This is a genomic window from Gemmatimonadota bacterium, assembly GCA_016719105.1.
GTDB lineage: Bacteria > Gemmatimonadota > Gemmatimonadetes > Gemmatimonadales > Gemmatimonadaceae > SCN-70-22.
Window position 1 is genome coordinate 65,950 of the sequence record JADKAQ010000016.1, and the last position, 22,428, is coordinate 88,377.

Sequence of the window (22,428 nt, forward strand, 5' to 3'; positions counted from 1 at the left end):
GACGAGGACGGTGGCGGGTGCTCTCGCGATGGAGAAGACCCGCCATACGATCCGTCCGCGTGACCGCCGTTCGCTAGACCGCGCCTTGATCCAGCGGGTCGCTGGCCCCCTCGCCCGCGCCGCGCCGCCCCTGTCGCATCACCGCCATCAGGCCGACGGTGAACAGGAAGGGGAGGCCGAGCAGTCCGCCGATCTCGATGAACGGATCGACATAACGCTGCCGGAAGGAGAGCCCTCGCGGTCGCGCCGGGGGCTTGGGACGAGCGGGGAGCGCGCCCGCGCCGCCGGCCGTCGCCGTCTGGGCTGCCTGGGCTGCCTGGGCGGCCTCCGCGGCCGCGGCGCGCTTCCGCTGCGCTTCCTTCCGAGCGGTCTCCTGCCGTTGGTGTTCGTCGCGAATGCGCGCGGCGTAGCCCGTCTTGCCCAGCCCCATCGTCGCCACGCCAAAGACGATCGCGGCGACGGTGAGCACGCCGGTCGGCCCGAGCCACCACAACGTGGCGCGCCCGCCCTTGGGGCCCGCGCCGAGCGTCCCGGAGAGGAATCGCGAGACCGCGGTCACCAGCCACTGCCAGTGCAATCCCAGATGGATGCCGAGCATCACGAGGAGCCAATCGGCGAGGCGCTCGTGCGTCGTTTCCCAGAATGGATCGAGGTTGTGTGGAATGCCCAGCGCCGGGAGGGCGAAGACGGAGATGAGGAGCCCCGAGAGCATCACCACCGTCATCATCGCGTACAGGGCGACGTTCCAGACGAAGCTGAAGCGCATCCTCCCCCGCATCGACGCGAAGAAGCGCTGCGCCACCGAGATCACCCAGTTCCAGCTGTACAGGATGTGGAGTGCGAGGATGACCACGAAGCCGAGCGAGAGCCACTCGTGCGCCGGGACGCGGGTGGCCCGCGGCGCGGAGATGGCGATCATCGACAGCAAGAGGACGGAATTGACGACGAGCTTGGCGCGGAGCGATCCCGCGCGAGGTCCGGCAGACGCCATGGTGGTGTGGGGCTTCAGGAACGACGGGCTGCGATCGACGGCGACGAAACGGCGGACAGCGTGCGCTGGCAGCGCCGTTTGGTGCATCGTACGGTACGATGCGGGAATGAAATCGCCGTGAAAAGGCGACCTCGCTCCCGACTAAACGACGCATGGTGCATCGTTTGAGTCAAAGGGTCGCCGCATGCCGGGCCGACGGTCGCGGCGACCCGTGGCTCAACGCTTCCGAAGACGCACCGCGTAAAGCCACGACGGCCACCTCAGGGTATCGTCTCCCTGCAGGACTCCCCCCCGGACTCGAGAGCGCGCGTACCGTGACTGACAGACTTCCTGCTCAACCCATGGCGCCGTCTGACGCGCTCGCGTCGGCGACCGGCACGCGTCGCGACTTCCTCGCGACGGGGACCGGGGCGATGCTGGCGATCGCCGGCGCCCCGGCGGTATGGACGCGCCGCGACGACTACGACCTGGTGATTCGCGGCGGGACGGTGTACGACGGGGGCGGTGGCGCCGGGCGCGAGGCCGACGTCGCGGTGCGCGGGGATCGGATCGCGGCGATCGGCCCTCGCCTTCGCGACAAGGGGCGCCGTGAGCTCGATGCGCGCGGGCTCGTGGTCGCGCCGGGCTTCCTCGACATCCACTCCCACGGCGAGGGGAACCTGTGGGACGACCCGCGCGGGGAGTCGCTGGTGCGACAGGGGATCACCACGATCGTGGCGGGGCAGGACGGGAGTTCGCGCGCCTGGGGTGAGGGGGCCGCGGCCGGGGCCGAGAGCGGGTCGTTCGCCGCCTGGTTCGCCGCGCTCGACAAGTTGCAGCCGGCGGTGAACGTCGCGGCGATGATCGGGTTGGGCACGGTGCGCGGGAAGGTCGTGGGCGAAGACGATCGTGCGGCGACGCCGGCCGAGGTGGAGCGGATGGTCGCGCTGGTGACGCGCGCCCTGGCCGAGGGGGCGTGCGGGGCGTCGACGGGGCTCGAGTACACGCCGGGGGCCTTCGCCCGCCTCGACGAACTCATCGCCTTGAGCCGTCCGCTCGCGGCGCGCCGGCTGCCCTACGCGACGCACATGCGCAACGAGGACGACCAGCTGCTCGACGCCATCGACGAGTCGATTGCCGTCGCCCGCGGCGCCCGGTGCCCGTTGCAGCTGTCGCACCTCAAGACGCAGGGGCCGCGCAACTGGGGCAAGCTCGACACCGTCTTCGCGCGGCTGGAGGGCGTACGGCGCGAGGGGCTCGACGTCGCCTTCGATCGGTATCCCTACATCGCCTACCAGACGGGGCTCACCAACCTCTTTCCGGTCTGGAGCCGCGACGGCGGGGCGCAAGCCTTCCTGCGACGCCTCGACGACGCGGCGACCGCCGCGCGCATCCGCACCGAGACGTTGGCGAAGGTCGACCTCATCGGCGGGTGGGACAACGTGCTCGTGGCCTCCGTGCGCGCCGCCGAGGACCGTGCCGCCGAGGGGAAACGCCTGGGGAGCTACGCCACGTCGTTAGGCCAGGCGCCGTACGACGTCGCCGTCGCCCTCTTGCGTCGCAACAGCCTGAACGTGGGGATGGTCGGCTTCGCGATGAGCGAGGAGAACCTCGATCGCATCCTCGCGCACCCGCTAGGCATGGTGTGCAGCGACGGTGGCGCCTTCGCCGTCGACGGCCCCACCCGCCGCGGCAGCCCGCACCCCCGCGGCCTGGGCACCTTCCCGCGCGTGCTCGGGCGCTACGTGCGCGAGCGCAAGGCGCTGAGTCTCGCGCAGGCCATCCACAAGATGTCGGCGTACCCGGCATCTCGGCTGGGGATCACCGATCGTGGGCGGCTTGCAGTGGGACTGGCGGCCGATGTTGTCGTGTTCAATCCAGATACCGTGATCGACACCGCGACGTACGAGCAGCCGTTCGCGTACCCGGTGGGGATCGAGGGGGTGGTGGTGAACGGGCGAGTCGCGCTTGCCGCTGGAATGCGCGAGGGGATGGGGGCGGGGCGGTCGGTCAGGCCGGCGTAGCGGGCGCGTCGCGCCCCCTACGCCCGCTCCACGATGCGATCGATCAGGTAGCTCGATTGCTCCAGCGCCTCGCCGGTGAAGTCGCCGAAGAAGGCGCGCACCTCGTCGAACATCGCCGCGAACGCCGCCTGGTCGCCAGATGCAATGATGTCGCCGACCTCACGCGCGGTTGCGGCAAACGCGCCCGTCACCTCGGCGCTGCGCGGGTTGCGCATCTCGATGGGACCGTACAGCGCCGGCGACTGCGCGAAGTGACGCGCCGCCACGTACAACTCGAGGAGGTACGCCGGCGAGGTGAAGCTGAGCGATTCCTCGAGCGGGATCCCCAGGCGCGCGAGCGTCAGGCCGAGCACCTGCGTCTGGAAGTGGTTGAGCACCTGCACCACCGACATCACGCGGTCGTGCTGCACTGGCGTGGTCTCGGTGATCACCAGGCCGCGCGCCACGAACGTATGCGCGACCCAGTCGGCCCACGCATCGCCGCGCGCGCGGCACAGGACGACGCGCTGCCCCTGCAGCGTGTGCACGCTCGGCCCGAACATCGGATGCGTCCCCAGCACGCTCGCGCGCGTCGCGGCCAGCATCGCCGCCACAGGCCCCTCCTTCACGCTCGTCACGTCCATCAAGAGCGCGTCGTCGCGCACGTGCGGTCCCACCGCATGGATCACCTGTTCGGTCACCTCGATCGGGACGCTGATGACGGTCACGTCGGCGGCGGCGGCCGCTTCGGCGGCGCGCAATTCGGTGTCGGTGTCGACCAGCAGGACGCGGTGCCCCAAGTCGGCGAAGAGGCGCGCCAACAACCCACCGATCTTCCCCTTCCCGCCGATGATCGCCACTGTGCGCGCCACCTCGTCCGCAGGAATCTCGGCACGCAGCGCCGCTTGGTGATCGCGACTCGCGCGCAGGAGGAGTCGGAAGATCGACTCGATCTCACCGCGCGGGAGCCCGAGTGCGTCGGCCAGCTGCGCGCGATCCTCGAGCACATCGCGCTCGCGCTTGGGGTCGCGAATCTTGAGGCCACTCTCCCGCTTGGAGGCGGCGACCTCCGCCACCAGCGCCATGCGGCGCGCCACGATCTGCAGCAGATCGCGATCGAGGGCGTCGATCATCGCGCGCAGGAGCGGGAGCGGACGCGGGTGCGTGCCAGGTTCCGTGGGCGGCGTCGGAGGGGTCGTCATGATCGGGCGTCGGGGGTGCATCCGGAATGTACCGCATGCCATGGCACCGGACGACGTGGCTAGCTTTCGCCCCATGCGCCCCCCGTATGGCCGACTCGCCGCGCTCTCGCTCGTCCTCGCCTCGGGGCTCGCCGCCTGCGGACGGCCGGCGCCGCCGGCCGCGCCCCTCGCGCCGGTGCTCGCGCCGGCCCCGGCGGAGGGGGCCAGCGTCAACTTTCCGCCAGTACTCGCCGTCAGCGGCAACGCACCCACGGGCGAGGTCACGTACGGCACCACGCTCGCGCTCAGCGCCTCGTGCCACGATCGCGAAGACGGCGCACTCTCCAGCGTGCGCTGGACCACGGACGACGGTCGCGTGCTCGCCGACGGCGCCGTGTTGCGCCTGATGCCCGAGCCCGGCAGCTACCTCGTCCTGGCCACCTGCACCGATCGCGGTGGGCGCGCGACCACCGCCGCCGCGTCCCGGCGCTTTACGGTTGTCGATCGTTGGACTGCGGCCGACTCCATCCCGCTCGTGGTCACGCTGCCGTACGCCACCAACCGGGCCGGGGCGGTGAGCCCGCGGGCTCCGGCGACGTCATACGGCGGCGCCGCGCGCGATTCGCTGGTGCGAGGAGTCCTCACCGTGAACGTCCCCGCCAGGGAAGGGCGCGCCGCCGGGGCGGGAGAACGCTCACCCTTCGTGCGCTCGGTGCGCGGCAACTTCGCCACAGACGATGCGACGCGCCTCTCCTTCCGCGCAATCGAGGCGGTCGACTCGCTCACACTCTCGACGCGCCTCGGCGAGGCGCTGTCGCAGGGGCCCGCGGGGGATCTCCTGCTGTTCGTGCATGGCTACAACACGCCGTTCGGCGGGGCCGCCGAACGAGCGGCGCGCCTGGCGGTCGAGCTGCAGTATCCTGGCGCCGTCGTCCTCTACACCTGGCCTTCCGACGGTTCGCTGGCGAGCTACCGCGCCGACCAGGGCGACGCGCGCGCGTCGGGGGCGCACCTCGCCCGCTTCCTCCGCGAGCTGCAACTCGCCGCCCCCGGTCGCCGTCTCTCGGTGCTGGCCCACAGCATGGGGAGCGAGGTTCTCGCCAGCGCGCTGCGCCAGCTCGACAGCACCCGGCAGTCGCTCGCCCTTGGTGAGGTCACCCTCGTGTCACCGGACCTGGCAGCCGACGACTTCCTCGAACGCATGCTCCCCTCGTTGCGGGCCCGCGCCGAGCACGTGACGGTGTACGCCGCCAGCGCTGACTTCGCCCTCTGGTCGTCATGGGGGGGCAATCGCGAACGGCGCCTGGGACTCGGCGGGCGGTTCGCCACGCTCGCGCGCGGTGTCGAGACGATCGAGGTCCCCTACGACGCCACCGATGCCATCGGACACAATCCCTTTCTTTCGGAGCCGTTTCGGAACGACCTGCACGCCCTCCTGGTGCTGCGGCTCCCTGCAGCCCGGCGCGCGCTGGTCTCGCTCCCCCGAGACGACGGCAAGGTGATGTGGCGCCTCCCGCTCCCGTAGGTGCTGCGGGTGTTCAGGGCGCCCAGAAGCCCACGAGTTCCACCTCACACAGCTCCGACGGCCGAGCGGGATCGTCGCTGTCGATCACGAGGTAGGCGCGCGCCTCATCGCTGCGGTGGAGCGCCACCCCCTCGACCTTCTCGGCGAAAGGGGGCTCCACCCTCCGCCGTGAGGCGTGCGTGCCGCGGCGCCCCGCCGCCTAACGGTAGCAACCCGATCACCGACCCGGTCACCACCCCGTCGCGCGTGGCATCGGGCGAATCCTCGGCCGTGGCGGTGTACAGCGCGCTGGCATCACGCGACGCCGCGTCAGTGAAGCCTAACGCGATGCCGTCCAGCCTCCCGAGCTCGTACTGCACGATGCGCCTCGGGCGTGGCGGCGCGCCGTCCGGCGCACGAAGCCAGGCGAGGAAGGCCGGTGCGTCCAGCTCGCAGGTCGCGTTGCGGGCCACCTCGCCGTCGCGTGCGGCCCCGTTGCCGCGCCCGAACAAGCGGAGCGTCTCGCCGTGCACCATCGCCCCCTCGATGTTCATGTCGCTCCCGGCAAAGTCCGGCTCCGCGCGAAGCGCGCGGTACAGGACCCCCGCGTCGAGCAATCGGATGCCGGGCGCCGCGCTCAGCGCATCGTCCAGCACCACGAGCTGCTCGCGCCTTCCCCCGGACCCCGATCCGAAGGCCACGAAGGTCTCCCGCTCGCCGTCGGTCAGCACGACGCACGCCTCGAGGTCGAGCTTGTGCGCCTTGTTGCCGCGCGTGTCGTCAAACTGCCGCATGCCGCCCGAGCCGCGGGGGAGGGCGATCGCGCGCGTGGAGGCGTCACGCGGGTCGATGAGGGCGACGAAGTTCGCGTCGTCCTGCACCAGGGCGAGGAACGGACCGAGCCAGGCGAGACTCGAGCCGGCGCGCACGTGCGCCGGGCGATCGGCGTGCGCGTCGGCACCGTCCACGTAGTGGAGCGGGCGCCGCGCCACGATGATGGCACGCCACGTCGGTTCGAAGGAGGCGGTGTAGGAATCGGGCATCGACACGATTCTCGCTCACGTCGCGACGCTCCGCCATATTGCCGCATGCCCCCTACCGCCCAACGTCGCGTCCTCCTTGTCGGGGCCACGGGACTCGTCGGTCGCGAGATCAACGCCCTCCTCGCCGCCGACCCCGGCGTGCGTGAGGTCGTTGCCCTCGTCCGCCAGCCGCTGCCGGCCCAGTATCGGCACCCGCGACTGCGCGAGGTCGTCACCGACTTCGAGTCGCTGGCCCGCGATCCCGAGTCCTTTGCCGTCGACCAGGTCTTCTGCGCCCTTGGGACCACGATCAAGAAGGCGGGGTCGCAGGCGGCCTTCCGGCGCGTGGACCACGACTATCCGCTGGAGGTCGCGACGTTGGCGCGCGGGACAGGGGCGCGGCACTTCCTCCTCGTGAGCGCCCTTGGCGCCGATGCGCAGTCGCGCGTCTTCTACAATCGCGTGAAGGGTGAACTGGAGCAGGCGGTGCGCGCGCTCGCCTTTCCCTCGCTCACCATCGCGCGCCCGTCCCTGCTCGAGGGCGATCGTTCCGAGGTGCGCCCCGGGGAGATCCTCGGCGCGAAGCTCGCCTTCCTCGTGCCGGGGCGATGGAAGCCGGTGCACGTGCGTCAGGTCGCGCGCGCGCTGGTGCAGGCCGCTGCGGACGAGCGGGTGGGTGAGCATGTGCTCGAGAACGTGGAGCTGCGGCGGTTCGCGCGCTGAGCGAAGGTCTCGCGGCGTGCCGCGAGCGACGCCGAGCCCCCTGAAAACCATCGCGCCCGCCGTCCCCGGCATCGGGGCGGCGGGCGCGAGGTTTTGTCGCGTGACTCGTCAGGCAGTGACCAGTGCCGAGCGGGTGAGGTACGCCAGCACGTCGGCGGCGCTGTAGGTGTCGCGCCCCTGGAGGAAGCGGGTGATGTTCACCACGTCGTCACCACTCGTGACCAGCGGCGGTTCGACGTAATCGTCGCGCTGCTGCCCCATGCCGATCCCGGCCATCAGGGCGTTGCACAGGCACTGGCGTCCGTCGGTATCCGGCTGGAGGCCGCCCTTGGCGATGAAGGTGTCGATCGGTTCGGCTGCGCAGCGGTAGGTGATGCGCCCGCCTTCCTCGTGGTGCGCCGAGCGAAGGTAGCCCAAGTCGCAGACGCGATTGCGCGGCGTGTGCAGCACGGGGAGCCCATCGACCATCGCCAGCTTGAAGGGGAAGCCGGTGGGCGATGCGCGCACGTCGGTGCGCACCGTCAGCCGCTCCTCGACCGCGGCGGCGATCACCGCGCGCTTGATCTCCGGGGAGAAGCCGCCTTCCTCGCTGTAGGCAAAGAGCGTCCCGACCTGGATCCCCGCCGCACCCGCGGCGAGCGCCTCGTCGAGACCATCGGGCGAGCCCGAGCCGCCGGCGAGCCAGAAGGGGAGTCCGATTTCGCGCATGGCGGCCAGGTCGACGACATCGCGCTCGCCGTACACCGGTTCACCACCCTCCGTCAGCTTCAACGGGCCACGCGGCGGCGCGTTGTGTCCGCCGGCCGTCGGACCCTCGACGACGAAGCCGTCGACGCGCCCGTTCGACTTGCGCACCAGGTTCTGCGCCAGCGACGCCGCCGAGACGATGGGGAAGAAGAGCGGACGGTCGAGTGCAGCACCCGCCGTCGCGTTATGCGCGCGCGGATCGAAGGTGAGCTGCGCCGTCTGCCCCGACGGCATCCCCTCGACGTCGAACTTGATCGTGGCGGTCTCGTGCTGCGCCATCGCGTCGAGCGCCCCCGGGATGTCGCGCGGAATGCCCGCTCCCATCAGGACGACGTTGACCCCGGCCAGCATCGCCCCGTACAGCGTCGGGAGATTCGGCATCTGGACCTTGGTGAGGAGGTTGATCCCCACCATGCCGTCGTGCCCCTCCTTGGCGAGCGAGACCTCCACGAATGCCGCCAGCATCGTGATCTGCTGGCGCAGGGGGCTCATCGTCTGCTTGTACATCGGCAGGAGGCGATACTCCTCGCCGACGCCGCGGCCGTCGGGCTTGAAGAAGCGACGCATCACGTATGCGGTCACGTCTTCGAGCGGGAAGCGCGACATCGCGCGCCTCACGCTGCCGCACTGGTCGCCATCCTGAAGGCGCCTGACGAGGACGCTGTCGATTGCCGTGCCGGAGACGACGCCAAGCTGTCCGGCTGAGGCAACGGCGCGCGCCAGTCGCCAGTTGGAGACGGCGATGCCCATCCCCCCCTGGATGATCTGCGGAAGTCGAGTGCGTTCAGACATTGAGGCAGGTTAAAGTCGGAGAAACTGACTCACAATTTGTATTCCCTGACAGCCCTGTGGTGACCCCCCCACCGCAAAAGGCTGGGGCCACGGGCGATGTGACTGCAAGTCCAAATGGCGCTTTCCTCCACGCCGCCGCATACTGCCCCCCCCAACAACCCGCCGCACGTACTACCCCGTCGCTCGTCCCACGACGCATCATCTCGTGCCTGTCGACTCGCCGGACGACATCCTTCAGTCCTAGCGGGGCACGCCCATCGAGTCGCTGCTACGCTGCCACAACCTCGCCGAGCCGCTGCCGCCCTCGACCGGTCATGCCCACCTCCTTGTAGCCATGTGCATGGATCACCGCAAGGAGTTCGTGATTCCTAACGAGTTCGCCTACGTCCTGCGTTCGGCCGGAGGGAACCTCCGGGACAGCGAGTTCGAGGTCGCGTACGCCATCGCCGCAGGAGGCGTCGATACCCTCGCCTTGCTGGCCCATACCGACCGCGGAATGTCGCACGTGCTGTCCAAGCGCGAGCCGTTCATCGAGGGGTTGGTTCAGCGCGCGGGGTGGACACCGGAAAGTGCGGCGGAACACCTCGACGACGACGCCCATCGCCACCATATCGGCGACGCCGTCACCTTCGTGGTCGACGAGGCAGCGCGCCTTCGGACACTATTTCCCGCCGTTCGCGCGGCGGCACTCCTCTATAGGGTCGATTCGGACCGGCTGACGCAGGTCGCTGACGGGTAGGGATCGCGAGGAAAGGGGGAGGGAAGCGGCGCGGGAGCGCAGGAAGACTTTCGTTGGCGCCCTCTCACGTAAACGACGGACAGTCGGCAGGTTGGACCACGCCAACAGGAGGTAGCATGTTCGCGTTCGACCGCCGGCGTTTCCTTGCCGAATTCAGTGCCCGAAGCGGCGTCACCCTCACGCCGGCACGACAGCAGGCACTCACCTTCCTCCTCGATTCTCTCGAACGCGACGCGGGGTTCACGTTGCTCGGCGAGATCGCGTACGTCCTCGCGACCATTCACTGGGAAACGGGGCGCACCTTCGCTCCTGTGAAGGAACTCCGCGCCAGCGAGTCGCGCAATCCAAAGTTGTACGCCCGCCAACAGCGCTACTGGCCGAGCGGTTACTATGGTCGGGGCTACGTCCAGCTCACGTGGGACTACAACTACAAGAAGGCCTCGGAGAAGTTGGCAGGGGAAGCGTTCCCCATCGGGGGGCAGGCCGTCACGATCACCCCGACCATGCTCCTGGAGCGCCCCGACTACCTGTTCGAACCCGCCATCTCCTATCGCGTCGCCGCGCAGGGGATGCGCGAGGGGTGGTTCACCGGGAAAAGGCTGTCGCAGTACATCTCGGCGGCCGGCGCCGACTACGAGAACGCGCGCCGGATCATCAACGGGGTCGATTGCGCCAAGGAGATCGCCGCGATCGCCGTGAAGTACGAGACGCTGCTCACCGCCTGCCAGGTGGGCGCGACCCCGCGGTCCACTGGCGCTGCCGCCAGCCTGGGCACCGGCCGTTCGATTCCGCCGGCGCCGCCACGGCCGCGTGCTCGCGCGATGTCGATGGGGCGCTCCGCTCCCCCTCCGACGGCGAGTCCGGTCGAAATGGTCGCGAGGCCGACCTCGAAGAAGGTCGCGAAGCCGACCCCGAAGAAGGGCGCGAAGCCGGCCGCGAAGAAGGGCGCGAAGCCGGCCCCGAAGAAGGGCGCGAAGCCGGCTTCCAAGATGTCCTCCCCAGCGCGTTCGGCTACTGTGCGACCGGCTTGACCGTCGGGTACTTGATCCCGAGCTGCTCGAGGTAGGTCGGGTACTTCTTGGCGTCGTAGTAGAACGGCTTCATCAGCGGGCGGTACTTCGCCATGATGTCCTCGTTGAGCCAGGTCGGCGGGCCGTCGTTAGGGCCCAGGAACGACTTGTACTTGGTCGTCTTGGTCTGGACGTTGGTGAAGTAGTCCCAGGCGTCGGCGACGAGCTTGGGCTGCAGGAGGATGTCCAGGAGCGTCGCCGCCTGCACCTTGGCGCCGGCCACGCCGCCCTTGTGGGCAATCGGCGTCGCCATCGAGATCCCGTTGGCCCAGTTGTGGCCGGGGAGTCCGGGGATGTTGGACGGGTAGCGCAGGGTGACCGTCGGGACGTTCCACGAGACGTCGCCGATGTCGTCGGAGCCGCCGCCTAACGAACGCGCGAGGTCGACCGGGCCGCCCAGCGTGTCGACCTTGGTCTCCAGCCCCGCCTGACGCGACCCGAGCTCCTTCTGGATCCCCTTGGCGAGGGCGATGTCGTTCTCGTCCCACTTGGGATTCCCGATGCGCTCGATGTTGGCCTGCGTCGCCTGCGCGATCGCCTTGTTGAAGTGCCCGCTCCACGCCGAGCCGAGGATCATGACCGTGTCGAGCTTCGTGTCGGTCATCATCGCCGCCCCTTCGGCGATGCGCTTGGCGGCGGCGAAGTTGGCCTGGACGCGATCGTAGTCGCGCTCGCGGATGTAGAACCAGATGGACGCCGTCTGCGGGACGACGTTCGGCTGGTCGCCGCCGTCCTTGATGACGTAGTGCGAGCGCTGCGCGGGCTCCAGGTGCTCACGCTTGAACTCCCACCCCTGGCCCATGAGCATCACCGCGTCGAGCGCCGACTTGCCGCGCCACGGGGCGCCGGCCGAGTGGGCCGTCTGCCCCTTGAACTTGAACAGCGCGGTGACGATCGCGTTGGACCCCGACTGCCCCCACGAGACGCCGAGGTTGTTGCCGACGTGGGTGAAGAGGGCGACGTCCACGTCCTTGAAGACACCGGCCCGCACCAGGTGCGCCTTCCCCGCCACCTGCTCCTCGGCGACCCCCGGCCAGATCTTGAGCGTCCCGACGATCTTCTCGCGCTCCATGATCTCCTTCACCACGAGCGCCGCGGCGATGTTCACCGCCTGGCCGGAGTTGTGTCCTTCCCCATGCCCCGGGGCCCCCGCGACGAGCGGCTCGAAGAAGCCGAAGGCCGGCTTCTGGTTGGACTGCGGGATCCCGTCGATGTCCGAGCCTAACGCGATGACCGGCTTCCCCGATCCCCACGTGGCGACGAAGGCGGTCGGCATCCCCGCGACGCCGCGCTCGACCTTGAAGCCGTTCTGCTCGAGTAGCCCGGTCAGGTACTTCGAGGTCTCGAATTCCTGCATGCCGAGTTCGCCGAAGGAGTAGACCTGGTCGATGATTTCCTGCACCAGCTTCGCGCGCTCGTCGATCTTGGCGATCGCTTCGAGCTTGAGCTTCTCGAGGCGCGGGTCGGGCTTGGGGGCCTTCTGGGCAGCGACGGGCGGGGCGCCGGCGACGGTGGCCAGGGCGAGGGCGGTGAGGATGTGACGGAGCGTCATGGAGGACGGGAAGACGGGAAGACGAGAGAACGACAAGGCGAGGACGGTCGTGCGTGCAAGAGGTTGTCGGCGGTGGACCCCGGAGGCAAGACAGGGACGAAACGGATACGTGGCGTTCCGGTGTGGCGTTGGGGAAGGGGAGCTCGGCGACGAATCACGGAAAGTTCGACGATTTCATCGATTCGTAATCCCTGACGAGCGTCATCCTACTTGTCGTGGGCTCCGTGAAACGGAACAATCGCGTGGTGGGCTCGCCGGACGCGGTCGCCAACGAGAATTCGTGCGCCCACCGCCGGCGTGGGACCGTCTCGACGGAGTATGCAGATGCGACTGCGGAGCATGGGGGCGCCGACGCTCGTCGCGCTCATCGCGTGGGGGGCGGGGACAAGCGCTGCGCAGCAGGTGCGCGACTCCTCGGGCGTCCGGCTCGTTCGGTACGACGCGCGCGATCGCCCCGCTGCCGAGTGGCGCGTCGACTCGTCGCCGATGTTCGCCGTCGGTGGGGGCGAGGGCGAGGGGGGCGCATCGTTCTCCAATGTCGCGGGGGTGCTGCGACTGCGTGACGGGCGCGTGGTGGTCGGAGACGCGGGCGCGAACGAACTGCGCGTCTTCGACAAGGCAGGGGGCTTCGTGCGCACCTTGGGGCGGAAGGGGCGCGGCCCCGGCGAATTCGACGGGCTCTTCAAGCTGGTGCGCGTGGCCGATACGGTGGGGGCGGTCGATCGTTCGGGGCGGCTGCAGGTCTTTGCCCCTGACGGTTCGCTCGCGCGGTCGGTCGCGCGCCCTGCGTTTCGCGTCGGGGCGCTGAGCTTTCAGGGAGGCTACTTCGCCGACTGGACGTTGCTCGCGTTCGGCTATCCAGAGCCGCCGGACATGACGCGTTCGCGCATCCTCGCGCTGATGACCGTCGGGCTCGTCTCGCCGGACGGGCGCGACCAACGCGTCATCGACACGCTTCCCGGGGTCGAGGTGGTGCGCACCGGCGGGGGGCCACCGCTCCCCGTGCAGTTCGGGCCGCAGTCGTATCTCGCCGTCGCGGGCGATCGCGCTTGCGGCGGATACCCGATCAGTTGGGAGGTGAAGTGCTATGATCGTCGCGGGCGCCTGGTGTCGCGCACCGTGCGCGACGTGGTCCGCGCGCCACTCCCGGCGGAGGCCAGGCGCTTCTACGAAAGCGAGACGCTGCGCGCGGTGCGGTCGCTGTCGTCGGCGCAGCAGGACCAGGTGAAGGAGATGCTCCGCCTGACCCAGTACGCGCCAATTGCGCCGGCGTATGGCCGCCTGGTGGGGACGGGGGCGGGTGAGCTTTGGGTCGCCCCCTTCGACTATCGCGCGGCGATCATGACGGCCGTCCTGCACCCCACGGGGGCGGCGCCGCAGCGCTGGAGCGTCCTCGGGCGCGATGGGCGCTGGCTCGCCGACGTGCAGCTGCCGGCCCGCTTCGCCCTGCTGGACGCCGGAACCGACTACGTCGCCGGCGTCCAGCGCGACGATGACGACGTCGAGCGCGTCGTCGTGTATCGCCTGCGCCGGTGAGAATCGGAAGACGGGACGCCGAGTCGTTGAATCATCTCGTCTTCCCGTCTTCCCGTCTTCCCGTCTTCGGCTCTACTGCACCGCCGGCTTCAACGTCGGGTACTTGTACCCCAACTGCTCCAGGTACGTCTTGTACTTCGTCTGGTCGAAGTAGAACGGCTTCATCAGCGGCCGCCACTTGGCCATGATCTCCTCGTTGAGGAAGGTCGGCGGTCCGTCGTTAGGGCCGAGGAACGACTGGTACTTCTTCTCCTTGGTCTGGACCGTGCGGAAGTAGTCCCACGCGTCCGCCACGACCTTGGGGGTGAGCAGCAGGTCGAGCATCGTCAGCGCCTGCACCTTGGCCCCGGCCACCGCCCCCTTGTGCGCGATCGGCGTGGCCATCGCAATGGCGTCGGCCCAGTTGTGCCCCGGCGTCCCCGGGATGTTGGACGGATACGAGAGGGTGATCGTGGGGACGTTCCACGACACGTCGCCGATGTCATCGGAGCCGCCCCACACCACGTTGTCGGGCGGCGGGGCCGCGAGGTCGGAAACCTTCGTCGCCAGGCCGCTGTCGGGGGCCCCCATCTCCTTCTGCAGCGACTTGGCCAGCAACTGGTCGTTGTCGTCCCACCGCGGCAGCCCGACGCGCTTGATGTTGGCGTGCGCGGCCTCGGCGACGGCCTTGTTGAAGTGGATGTCCCACGCTGAGCCGATGATCTGCACCGTATCGAGCTTCGTGTCGGTCATCATCGCTGCGCCCTGCGCCACGCGCTTCGCGGCGTCGAAGTTGCGCATCACGCGCTCGTGGTCCCGCTCGCGGAGAAAGAACCAGATCGACGCCGTCTGCGGGACCACGTTCGGCTGGTCGCCGCCGTCGCGAATGATGTAGTGCGAGCGCTGCTGCGTCTCGAGGTGCTCGCGCTTGAATTCCCACCCTTGCGCCATGAGCATCACCGCATCGAGCGCCGACTTGCCGCGCCACGGGGCCCCAGCGGAGTGCGCCGTCTGTCCACGGAACTTGAACAGCACCGAGACCATCGCCTGCGACCCCGAGCGCCCCCAACCCACGCTGAGCTCGTCGCCCACGTGCGTGAAGAGCGTGACGTCGACGTCCTTGAACACGCCGGCCCGGACGAAGTGCGCCTTCCCCGCCAGCTGCTCCTCGGCCACGCCGGGCCACAGGATGAGCGTCCCGGGGATCTTCTCGCGCTCCATGATCTCCTTCACCACCAGGGCCGCGGCGATGTTCACTGCCTGGCCGGAGTTGTGTCCCTCGCCGTGCCCGGGGGCCATGGCGACGATGGGGTCGCGATAGGCAAAGGCCGGCTTCTGGTTGGCCTGCGGGATCCCGTCGATGTCCGAGCCTAACGAGATCACCGGCTTTCCCGACCCCCACTTGGCGAGCCACGCCGTCGGCATCCCCGCCGTGCCGCGTTCGAGCGTGAAGCCGTTCTGCTCGAGCAGCCCGGTGAGGTACTTCGACGTCTCGAACTCCTGCATCCCGAGTTCGCCGAACGAGAAGACCTGGTCGATGATCTGCTGGATCATCGTGGCGCGCGCGTCGACCTTGGCCAGCGCTTCGACCTTGAGCTTCTCGAGGCGTGGGTCGGCCTTCGCCGCCCCTTTCGCTGACTGGGCGATGACGGGGAAGGGGAGGGCGGCCGTCACGGCGAGGGCCGTCACCATCGCGCGCACTCGGCGGGAAACACGGTTCATGCGGAGCTCCAGGGGAGTCGGGATTCGTCACACGGCGGGAGGGCGGCGGCGCGTTGGCCACGCCACTCCGTGCTCGCGCGGCAACGTTGCGCAGCGAGCGACGCCGGGGCAAGCGCGACGCGCCTTCGCGTCGCCGACGGCTCAGCGTCGCGGACGCCCGCGTGGGACGCTCGCGCCCGCGTGCTCGGCCAGGATCGCCGCCTGCTCCCGCGCCGGCATCTTCTCGATCGCGTAGCGCAGCGCCTCGCGACGCACCTGCGCGAGGTGTTCCCGCAAGAAGGCGAGTGTGGCCGCACGGTCGGCGAGCGAGAGCTCGCGCAACACCCACCCCATCCCCAGCTGCACGAAACGGTCGGGGCGCTGCACGAGGCGCGCGCAGATCGTGAGCACGACGTCGGTGTGCGCCCCGTGTCGGGCGCTCTTGACGAAGGCCACGGCGGCGGCGCGTTGCCGCCATGGGTTCGCCGCTCGACTCCAGGCGGCCACGCGCGCGATGCATGTGACATCGCGCGCCATCAGCGGGTGCAAGACGCGCCCGGCGATCCCGTCGCAGGTGGCCCAGTCGTCGACCGCCTCGTCGAAGACCGACTCGAGTCGCGCCAGCAGCGACGACGGCCACCGGCGCTTGATACGCTCGAGCAGGAGGACCGCCAGCTGCTTCTCCTCCATGTGCGGCGCACGCAGCAGCGCGAGTGCGGCGTCGACGAGCGTGTCGGTGGGGAGCGTGCCGTGGTCGGTGTACAGCGCCCGCGCGACGTCGCGCACGCGCGGCGCCTTGACGCCGATGAACGGGATGACCCCCTTGAAGTACCGTTCCCCTCCCGCCTTCACCGCGGGATCGGCCATCGCCTCGAGTCGCGCGCGGGCGTCGGCGGCGATCGCCGCGGCCGCGTCTGCCGTGACGGCGGAACTCGCCGAAGGCGCTGTGGCGCGCTCGGCCGGCGAACCCCGGTGGGAACCGTTACCGCCTCGAGTGGTGTACACTGGTCACGCTCGATCGACGAAAGGGGACGCCCGGGGATGCACGCGGCCGACGCCGACGCCCCCCGGTTTCTTGCGCGGTACTGCGCGAGGCGGTGAGATTGCACCGCGCTCCCCCCGGAATCCTAACACTCGACAACACACCCGCATGCTCACGTCCCGTCTCCGTACCCTCGCGCCCGTTCTCGCGTTCTCCCTCGTCGCGACCGCCCCGCTGGCCGCGCAGTCGAACCTGAAGGCCGGTGCGAGCGGTCGTGCCACCACGGTCGTCACCCTCTCCGCGCCGCGTGTGCAGGGGCAGCCCGCGCCCAAGGCGCTCAAGCTCGTGATCGACTACGGCGTCCCGGTGGCGCGTGGCCGCGCCGTCGCCGGCGCCCTCGCCGATGACCTCGGCAAGGTCTGGCGCCTCGGCGCCAACGAAGCGACCTCCTTCACGACCGACGTCGATCTCGTGATCGGTGGCGCGACCGTCCCGAAGGGCTCGTATACGCTCTTCGCCGAGACGACGAAGGGGGCGTGGAAGCTCATCGTGAACAAGAAGACGGGCGAGTGGGGGACCGAGTACGACCAGACGCAGGACCTCGTGCGCATTCCGCTCAAGGAGAGCACGCTCGCCAGTCACGTCGAGGCACTCGTCATCCAGCTCATCCCGTCGAACGCCGGCGCCAAGGGTGAGCTTCGATTCGCCTGGGGGACGCTCGGACATTCGGTGGAGTGGTCGGCGAAGTAGGGCTGATCGTCGACACTGTACTATGCACGAACGCCCGGCCACCTGTTGGCCGGGCGCTCTGCTTTTCAGGGGTTTTCCCAGACTCTGGGGGCGCCGGGCGTCGCACGGGACCGACGGGAGACCTCCAAGATTGCCCGCTGTTCGATTTCTTGATTCCCGTCTCCCGTCTCCCGTCTGCGTCCCAAATGCCCAATCGTCTCCAGCATCTCTACGACGCCGGCCAGTCGGTGTGGCTCGACTACATCGATCGCGCGATGCTGCACAACGGAGCACTCGCCCGCCTCATCAAGGACGACGCCCTCATGGGCATGACGTCGAATCCGACGATCTTCGAGAAGGCGCTGGCCGAGGGGAAGGAGTACGACGAGCAGATCGGGGCGGTGACGGGGGAGCACACGCCGTGGCAGCTGTTCGAGCTCATCGAGACGGACGACGTCCGGGCGGCGTGTGACATCTTCGCCGACGTGTATCGCGAGACGAACGGGATCGACGGCTACGTGTCGATCGAGGTCTCCCCCGGGGTGGCCGACGACGCCGCCGCCACGGTCGCGGAGGGGCAGCGTCTCTGGGCGACGGTCGATCGCCCGAACGTGATGGTGAAGGTCCCGGGGACGACGGAGGGGGCCATCGCGGTACGCCGCCTGATCGCCGACGGCATCAACGTGAACGTCACGCTCCTGTTCTCGATCGATGCGCACGCCCGTGTGATCGAGGCGTATCTGGGTGGGCTCGAGGATCGCCTGGCGGCGGGCAAGCCGATCGACCGGCTGGCGTCGGTGGCGTCGTTCTTCGTGAGTCGCGTGGACTCGGAGATCGACAAGCGCCTCGACGCGATCGCGGCGAGCGCCGGCGAAGGGGTGCGCGATGGGATCCTCGCGCTGCGCGGTCGCGCGGCCGTGGCCAACGCCAAGCTCGCGTACCGACTCTTTACACAGTTGTTCTCGGGCGAACGCTGGGAGAAGCTGGCGGCAGCGGGGGCGCGCGTGCAGCGTCCGTTGTGGGCGAGCACGAGCGCGAAGAACCCGGCCTACCGGGACGTGCTCTACGTGGAGACGCTGATCGGGCCGCACACGGTCAACACCATGCCCCCGGCCACGGTCGACGCCTTCCGCGATCACGGGGAGACGGCCCGGACGGTGGACACCGAGTGGACGGCGTGCGAGCAACTCTTCCACGATCTCGAGCAGGCTGGTATCTCCATGCAGGACGTCACGGACAAGCTCCTCGCCGACGGACTGGCGTCGTTCCAGAAGTCGTTCGACACGCTCATCGCGGGCCTCGAGCGCAAGGCGACCGCGCTCGGGAAGTCGCTCGTCCAGAGCTGACGCGGGGTGCCTTGCGAGGAAGGGAGTGGGTCGAGCTTATTCCATAGGTAACGTTTACACCGGCTCCGCCTCACTCCCCCTCGTTCCCGATCGATCTTGTCCTCCAACATCCGCATCTCGCGCACCAAGGTCGTCTGCACCCTCGGTCCGGCCACCTCGACGGCCGAGACGATTGGCGCCCTGATGGACGCCGGGCTCAATGTCGCCCGGATCAACTTCTCGCACGGCACCCACGAGCAGCACGCCCGGACCATCGCGCTCGTACGGCAGATGTCCAACGAGCGCGATCGCCCCGTCGCCATCCTCGGCGACCTGCAGGGGCCGCGCATCCGCATGGGCGAGCTGGCGGCGCCGGTCACGGTCGTGGAGGGACAGGACATCGTCCTCTGTTACGAAGAGCTGGCCACGGGAGATGACCTCCCGGTCACGTATGACCACATCGCCGACGACGTGAAGGCGGGGGATCGCATCCTCGTCGACGACGGTCTCATCGAACTGCTCGTGCTCGAGGTCGAGAAGCCGAGGGTCAAGGCGCGCGTCGTGTACGGCGGGACGATCAAGCGACACAAGGGGCTGAACCTCCCCGGCGTCGCGGTCTCGGCGCCGTCCATCACGGAAAAGGACAAGGCCGATGTGGAGTTTGCCGCGGCCCAGGGGCTCGACTACATCGCCCTGAGCTTCGTGCGCCGCGCCGCCGACATCGCGCAGCTCCGCTCGATGATCCCGCGTGGCATGCTGATCGTGGCGAAGATCGAGAAGGACACCGCCCTCACGTACATCGAGGAGATTCTCCGCTCGGCCGATGCGGTGATGGTCGCGCGCGGTGACCTTGGGGTCGAACTCCCCTTCGAGGAAGTGCCGCTGGTGCAGAAGCGGATCATTCGCTTGGCCGGGCAGCTCGGTCGCCCGGTGATCACGGCGACGCAGATGCTCGAGTCGATGATCCAGAACCCGCGCCCCACACGCGCCGAAGCGAGCGACGTGGCCAACGCGATCCTCGATGGCACCGATGCGGTGATGCTCTCGGCCGAGACGGCGTCGGGGGCGTACCCCAAACTCGCCGTGCAGGCGATGCAGCGCATCATCGCCGAGATCGAGCAGCATCACCACACGCCCAAGCGTGAGGACCGACGCTTTGCGGTGGGGACGTCGACCACCGAGGAGACCATCGCCGCCGCCGTCGTGACGGCGGCCCGCATGCTGGGGACGCCGCTCGTCATCGTCTTCACCAAGAGCGGCTTCAGCGCGCGCATGGTGTCGTCGCATCGCCCCGGGGTCCCGATCCTCGCGCTCACCGACGTGACCAAGACGTACAACCAGCTCGCGCTGGTGTGGGGGGTGGTCCCGCTCCTGGTGCCGCCGGCCGACACCTACGAGAAGATGCTGCAGAGCGCGCGCGAGGCGCTGTTGCGGCTGGGGATGGCCCGCGAAGGCGACAAGGTCATCGTCACCGCCGGCGTGCCGTTCGACGTCCCCGGCACGACGAACCTGCTCAAGATCGAAACCGTGTGACGCGTTCGACGTGAAGCTGACCTTTCTCGGCACCGGCACGAGCTTCGGCATCCCCATCATCGGTTGCGGCTGCGCGGTCTGTCATTCGGCAGACCCGCGCGACCGCCGCACCCGGATCGGGGCGGTGATCGAGAGCGACGGCGGCACGCGACTCCTCATCGACACCCCGCCCGAACTCCGGTTGCAGCTGGTGCAGGCGGGGATCGGGAGCGTCGACGCGGTCTTCTTCACCCACGATCACGCCGACCATATCCACGGCATCGACGACGTGCGGGCGATCACCGTGCGGCAGCATCATCCGCTCCCGATGTACGCGGAGCCGGCGGTGCTGCAGCGACTGGCGACGCGCTTTCCCTACATCTTCGATGCCGACATGCGCCCGCTCCCCGGGACCTCCAAGCCCGAAGGGGAGGGGCGCCCCATCTCTGACGGCGACGTCGTCCAGGTGGGCGACGCCAGCATCGAAGCGATCGCCGTCCCCCACGGGCGCATGCGGGTGCTGGCCTTTCGCGTGGGGCCGCTCGGCTTCGTCACCGACGCCAAGACCGTCCCTCCCGAGGCGATCGCCCGGCTGCGCGGCGTACGGGTGCTGGTGCTCAACGCCCTGTTCCGGCGCGAGCATCCCACGCACCTGAGCATCGGTGAGGCGGTGGCGGTGGCGGCCGAGATCGGCGCCGAGCGCACGTACCTGATCCACCTCACGCACGAGACGTCGCACGCCGAGCTGGAGGCCGAGCTTCCCGCCGGCGTGCAACCCGCCTACGATGGACTGGTCGTCGAGATCTGACCCCGGCGCCATCGTGGGGAGCGGCACTCCCGTGCGCGTTGCCTGACGAGTACCACCCGACCTGCGCATTCGCGCGATCACTCTGCGAACCCGAGGCGACCCATGCCCCTCTCGCTCGACTACACCTTCATGCTCTCCGATGCCGTCTCCGGGGGCGTTGCGCCTGGCGACCTGCTCGCGGCGCAGGCGGCCCTGGCCGCCGCCCATGCCTCGGTCGCGGCGCGGCGCGCCTCGGGTGAGCTCGGCTTCTTCGACCTCCCCCGCAACCGCGAGTTGGCGTCGCAGGTGCTGGAGTTCGTCGCCGGTGTGCGCGGCGCCTATCGCGACGTCGTCCTCCTGGGGATCGGCGGGTCGGCGCTGGGCCCCATCGCCCTGCGCAACGCCCTGCGTCCACCGCAGTGGAACGGGCTCGACGACACCGCGCGTGACGGACTCCCGCGCCTGCACGTGCTCGACAACGTCGATCCCACGACGATCGCCGCCGTCCTCGAACGGGTTCCGCTCGCCTCGACGCTCTTCCTCGTCGTCTCCAAGTCCGGCGGGACAGCCGAGACGATGGCGCAGTACCTCGTGGTGCGCGCGCGGCTCGAGGAGGCGGGGCTCCCGCTGGCGCGCCACCTGGTCTTCGTCACCGACCCGCAGAAGGGGGCGCTGCGTCCCATCGCCACGGCCGAGCGGCTCCCGGCGCTCGACATCCCGGCCAACATCGGCGGGCGCTTCAGCGTCCTCTCGCCCGTGGGGACCCTTCCTGCGGCCCTGATCGGCATCGACATCGAGGCGCTGCTCGCCGGCGCCGGCGACATGGTCGAGCGCTGCCAGTCGCCCGACCTCGCGACCAACCCCGCGGGGGTCTTCGCCACCTTGCAGTGGCTGGCCGACACCAACGGCGGGAAGCGGGTGCACGTGCTCATGCCGTACTCCGATCCGCTGCGCGACATGGCGGCGTGGTTCGTCCAGCTGTGGGCCGAGAGCCTGGGGAAGGTGCGCGCCACCAACGATCACGTGGGGCCCACGCCGGTCCCGGCGCTCGGCGCGACCGACCAGCACTCGCAGGTGCAACTCTTCATGGAGGGGCCGATCGACAAGACGGTGACCTTCCTGGCGGTGGAGCGCCCCGAGCGCGACGTGACGATTCCCGGCGCGCACGCCGACGTTCCCGACCTGGCCTACCTGGGGGGGCACTCGCTGTGGGAGTTGCTCAACATCGAGCGGCGAGCCACGGCGGGGGCACTGGCCACCCGCGGGCGGCCGAGCATGACCATCACGCTGGGGCAGGTCGACGCGTGGCACCTCGGGTCGCTGATGATGTTCTTCGAGATCGCGACCGCGTACGCGGGGGCGTTGTACGGCGTCAACGCCTTCGATCAGCCCGGGGTCGAGCTCGGGAAGCGCTTCACGTACGGGATGATGGGGCGCCCCGGCTTCGAGGCGGCGCGTGGGGAGTTCGAGCAGCTGCCGCGCCCCAATCCCGCGCGTGTGATCGGGTGAAATCCCCGGCGTGATGTCCCGTCCTGCGCGATGCACGACGGGGGTGAACACGGTATCTTGTCCGA

At 69.5% G+C, this 22,428-nt stretch carries 17 protein-coding genes and 1 pseudogene; 11 read left to right on the top strand and 7 right to left on the bottom strand.

The window, feature by feature from the left end; genetic code table 11:
* Nucleotides 1-73: 73 nt before the first annotated feature.
* A complete protein-coding gene (locus IPN47_16375) occupies nucleotides 74-991 on the bottom strand; it encodes a DUF4405 domain-containing protein (protein ID MBK9409589.1) in 918 nt (305 codons plus the stop codon).
* Between the two features lie 341 nt (nucleotides 992-1,332).
* Between IPN47_16375 and IPN47_16380 the strand changes: the two genes are divergently transcribed.
* Entirely contained in the window at nucleotides 1,333-2,994 is a 1,662-nt protein-coding gene (locus IPN47_16380; GenBank protein MBK9409590.1) for a D-aminoacylase, read from the top strand.
* Between the two features lie 17 nt (nucleotides 2,995-3,011).
* On the opposite strand, the gene tyrA is transcribed toward IPN47_16380, so the two are convergent.
* Nucleotides 3,012-4,175 carry a bifunctional chorismate mutase/prephenate dehydrogenase gene (gene tyrA, locus IPN47_16385; protein ID MBK9409591.1) on the bottom strand — a complete coding sequence of 388 codons (1,164 nt, stop codon included), beginning with the start codon at nucleotides 4,173-4,175 and terminating at the stop codon, nucleotides 3,012-3,014.
* A 55-nt stretch (nucleotides 4,176-4,230) separates the two neighbouring features.
* Here tyrA and IPN47_16390 point away from each other — a divergent pair, with 55 nt between their 5' ends.
* Entirely contained in the window at nucleotides 4,231-5,679 is a 1,449-nt protein-coding gene (locus IPN47_16390; GenBank protein MBK9409592.1) for an alpha/beta hydrolase, read from the top strand.
* A 104-nt stretch (nucleotides 5,680-5,783) separates the two neighbouring features.
* Here IPN47_16390 and IPN47_16395 read toward each other — a convergent pair whose 3' ends face one another.
* Entirely contained in the window at nucleotides 5,784-6,701 is a 918-nt protein-coding gene (locus IPN47_16395; protein ID MBK9409593.1) for a hypothetical protein, read from the bottom strand.
* 45 nt (nucleotides 6,702-6,746) lie between these two features.
* Here IPN47_16395 and IPN47_16400 point away from each other — a divergent pair, with 45 nt between their 5' ends.
* A complete protein-coding gene (locus tag IPN47_16400; GenBank protein MBK9409594.1) occupies nucleotides 6,747-7,403 on the top strand; it encodes an oxidoreductase in 657 nt (218 codons plus the stop codon).
* A 108-nt stretch (nucleotides 7,404-7,511) separates the two neighbouring features.
* Here the strand turns inward: IPN47_16400 and IPN47_16405 are convergent, their stop codons facing one another.
* Entirely contained in the window at nucleotides 7,512-8,900 is a 1,389-nt protein-coding gene (locus tag IPN47_16405; protein ID MBK9409595.1) for a nitronate monooxygenase, read from the bottom strand.
* A gap of 247 nt (nucleotides 8,901-9,147) precedes the next feature.
* Between IPN47_16405 and IPN47_16410 the strand changes: the two are divergent.
* Nucleotides 9,148-9,681, top strand: a pseudogene (locus tag IPN47_16410) (carbonic anhydrase).
* 116 nt (nucleotides 9,682-9,797) lie between these two features.
* The gene (locus IPN47_16415) at nucleotides 9,798-10,712 is read left to right on the top strand and encodes a hypothetical protein (protein MBK9409596.1); all 915 of its coding nucleotides are present in this window, start codon (nucleotides 9,798-9,800) and stop codon (nucleotides 10,710-10,712) included.
* Here IPN47_16415 and IPN47_16420 read toward each other — a convergent pair.
* Nucleotides 10,693-12,303, bottom strand: coding sequence for an amidohydrolase (locus tag IPN47_16420; protein MBK9409597.1), 1,611 nt, complete (start codon nucleotides 12,301-12,303; stop codon nucleotides 10,693-10,695). The genes IPN47_16415 and IPN47_16420 overlap by 20 nt on opposite strands.
* 318 nt (nucleotides 12,304-12,621) lie before the next feature.
* On the opposite strand from IPN47_16420, the gene IPN47_16425 reads away from it, so the two are divergent.
* Nucleotides 12,622-13,839 carry a hypothetical protein gene (locus IPN47_16425; GenBank protein MBK9409598.1) on the top strand — a complete coding sequence of 406 codons (1,218 nt, stop codon included), beginning with the start codon at nucleotides 12,622-12,624 and terminating at the stop codon, nucleotides 13,837-13,839.
* 72 nt (nucleotides 13,840-13,911) lie between these two features.
* Here IPN47_16425 and IPN47_16430 read toward each other — a convergent pair whose 3' ends face one another.
* The gene (locus tag IPN47_16430) at nucleotides 13,912-15,540 is read right to left on the bottom strand and encodes an amidohydrolase (protein ID MBK9409599.1); all 1,629 of its coding nucleotides are present in this window, start codon (nucleotides 15,538-15,540) and stop codon (nucleotides 13,912-13,914) included.
* Between the two features lie 141 nt (nucleotides 15,541-15,681).
* Nucleotides 15,682-16,386, bottom strand: a complete 705-nt coding sequence (locus IPN47_16435; GenBank protein ID MBK9409600.1) for a DNA alkylation repair protein — start codon at nucleotides 16,384-16,386, stop codon at nucleotides 15,682-15,684.
* A 283-nt stretch (nucleotides 16,387-16,669) separates the two neighbouring features.
* Here IPN47_16435 and IPN47_16440 point away from each other — a divergent pair, with 283 nt between their 5' ends.
* The 5 genes from IPN47_16440 (at nucleotide 16,670) to IPN47_16460 (ending at nucleotide 22,363) form a co-directional block, all read left to right on the top strand.
* Nucleotides 16,670-17,251, top strand: coding sequence for a DUF2911 domain-containing protein (locus IPN47_16440; GenBank protein ID MBK9409601.1), 582 nt, complete (start codon nucleotides 16,670-16,672; stop codon nucleotides 17,249-17,251).
* 185 nt (nucleotides 17,252-17,436) lie between these two features.
* Nucleotides 17,437-18,576, top strand: coding sequence for a transaldolase (gene tal / locus IPN47_16445; protein MBK9409602.1), 1,140 nt, complete (start codon nucleotides 17,437-17,439; stop codon nucleotides 18,574-18,576).
* Between the two features lie 114 nt (nucleotides 18,577-18,690).
* Entirely contained in the window at nucleotides 18,691-20,088 is a 1,398-nt protein-coding gene (pyk, locus tag IPN47_16450; protein ID MBK9409603.1) for a pyruvate kinase, read from the top strand.
* A gap of 10 nt (nucleotides 20,089-20,098) precedes the next feature.
* Nucleotides 20,099-20,875: an MBL fold metallo-hydrolase gene (locus tag IPN47_16455; GenBank protein MBK9409604.1), complete on the top strand. Its 777-nt coding sequence runs from the start codon at nucleotides 20,099-20,101 to the stop codon at nucleotides 20,873-20,875.
* Between the two features lie 102 nt (nucleotides 20,876-20,977).
* The gene (locus tag IPN47_16460) at nucleotides 20,978-22,363 is read left to right on the top strand and encodes a glucose-6-phosphate isomerase (protein ID MBK9409605.1); all 1,386 of its coding nucleotides are present in this window, start codon (nucleotides 20,978-20,980) and stop codon (nucleotides 22,361-22,363) included.
* Nucleotides 22,364-22,428: the final 65 nt, after the last annotated feature.

Bases quoted from the DNA above. Each gene is read 5' to 3' on its own strand.
- IPN47_16375 (MBK9409589.1), bottom strand. From the start codon at position 991: ATGGCGTCTGCCGGACCTCGCGCGGGATCGCTCCGCGCCAAGCTCGTC.
- IPN47_16380 (MBK9409590.1), top strand. From the start codon at position 1,333: ATGGCGCCGTCTGACGCGCTCGCGTCGGCGACCGGCACGCGTCGCGAC.
- tyrA (MBK9409591.1), bottom strand. From the start codon at position 4,175: ATGACGACCCCTCCGACGCCGCCCACGGAACCTGGCACGCACCCGCGT.
- IPN47_16395 (MBK9409593.1), bottom strand. From the start codon at position 6,701: ATGCCCGATTCCTACACCGCCTCCTTCGAACCGACGTGGCGTGCCATC.
- IPN47_16400 (MBK9409594.1), top strand. From the start codon at position 6,747: ATGCCCCCTACCGCCCAACGTCGCGTCCTCCTTGTCGGGGCCACGGGA.
- IPN47_16405 (MBK9409595.1), bottom strand. From the start codon at position 8,900: ATGGGCATCGCCGTCTCCAACTGGCGACTGGCGCGCGCCGTTGCCTCA.
- IPN47_16415 (MBK9409596.1), top strand. From the start codon at position 9,798: ATGTTCGCGTTCGACCGCCGGCGTTTCCTTGCCGAATTCAGTGCCCGA.
- IPN47_16420 (MBK9409597.1), bottom strand. From the start codon at position 12,303: ATGACGCTCCGTCACATCCTCACCGCCCTCGCCCTGGCCACCGTCGCC.
- IPN47_16425 (MBK9409598.1), top strand. From the start codon at position 12,622: ATGCAGATGCGACTGCGGAGCATGGGGGCGCCGACGCTCGTCGCGCTC.
- IPN47_16430 (MBK9409599.1), bottom strand. From the start codon at position 15,540: ATGAACCGTGTTTCCCGCCGAGTGCGCGCGATGGTGACGGCCCTCGCC.
- IPN47_16435 (MBK9409600.1), bottom strand. From the start codon at position 16,386: ATGGCCGATCCCGCGGTGAAGGCGGGAGGGGAACGGTACTTCAAGGGG.
- IPN47_16440 (MBK9409601.1), top strand. From the start codon at position 16,670: ATGCTCACGTCCCGTCTCCGTACCCTCGCGCCCGTTCTCGCGTTCTCC.
- tal (MBK9409602.1), top strand. From the start codon at position 17,437: ATGCCCAATCGTCTCCAGCATCTCTACGACGCCGGCCAGTCGGTGTGG.
- IPN47_16460 (MBK9409605.1), top strand. From the start codon at position 20,978: ATGCCCCTCTCGCTCGACTACACCTTCATGCTCTCCGATGCCGTCTCC.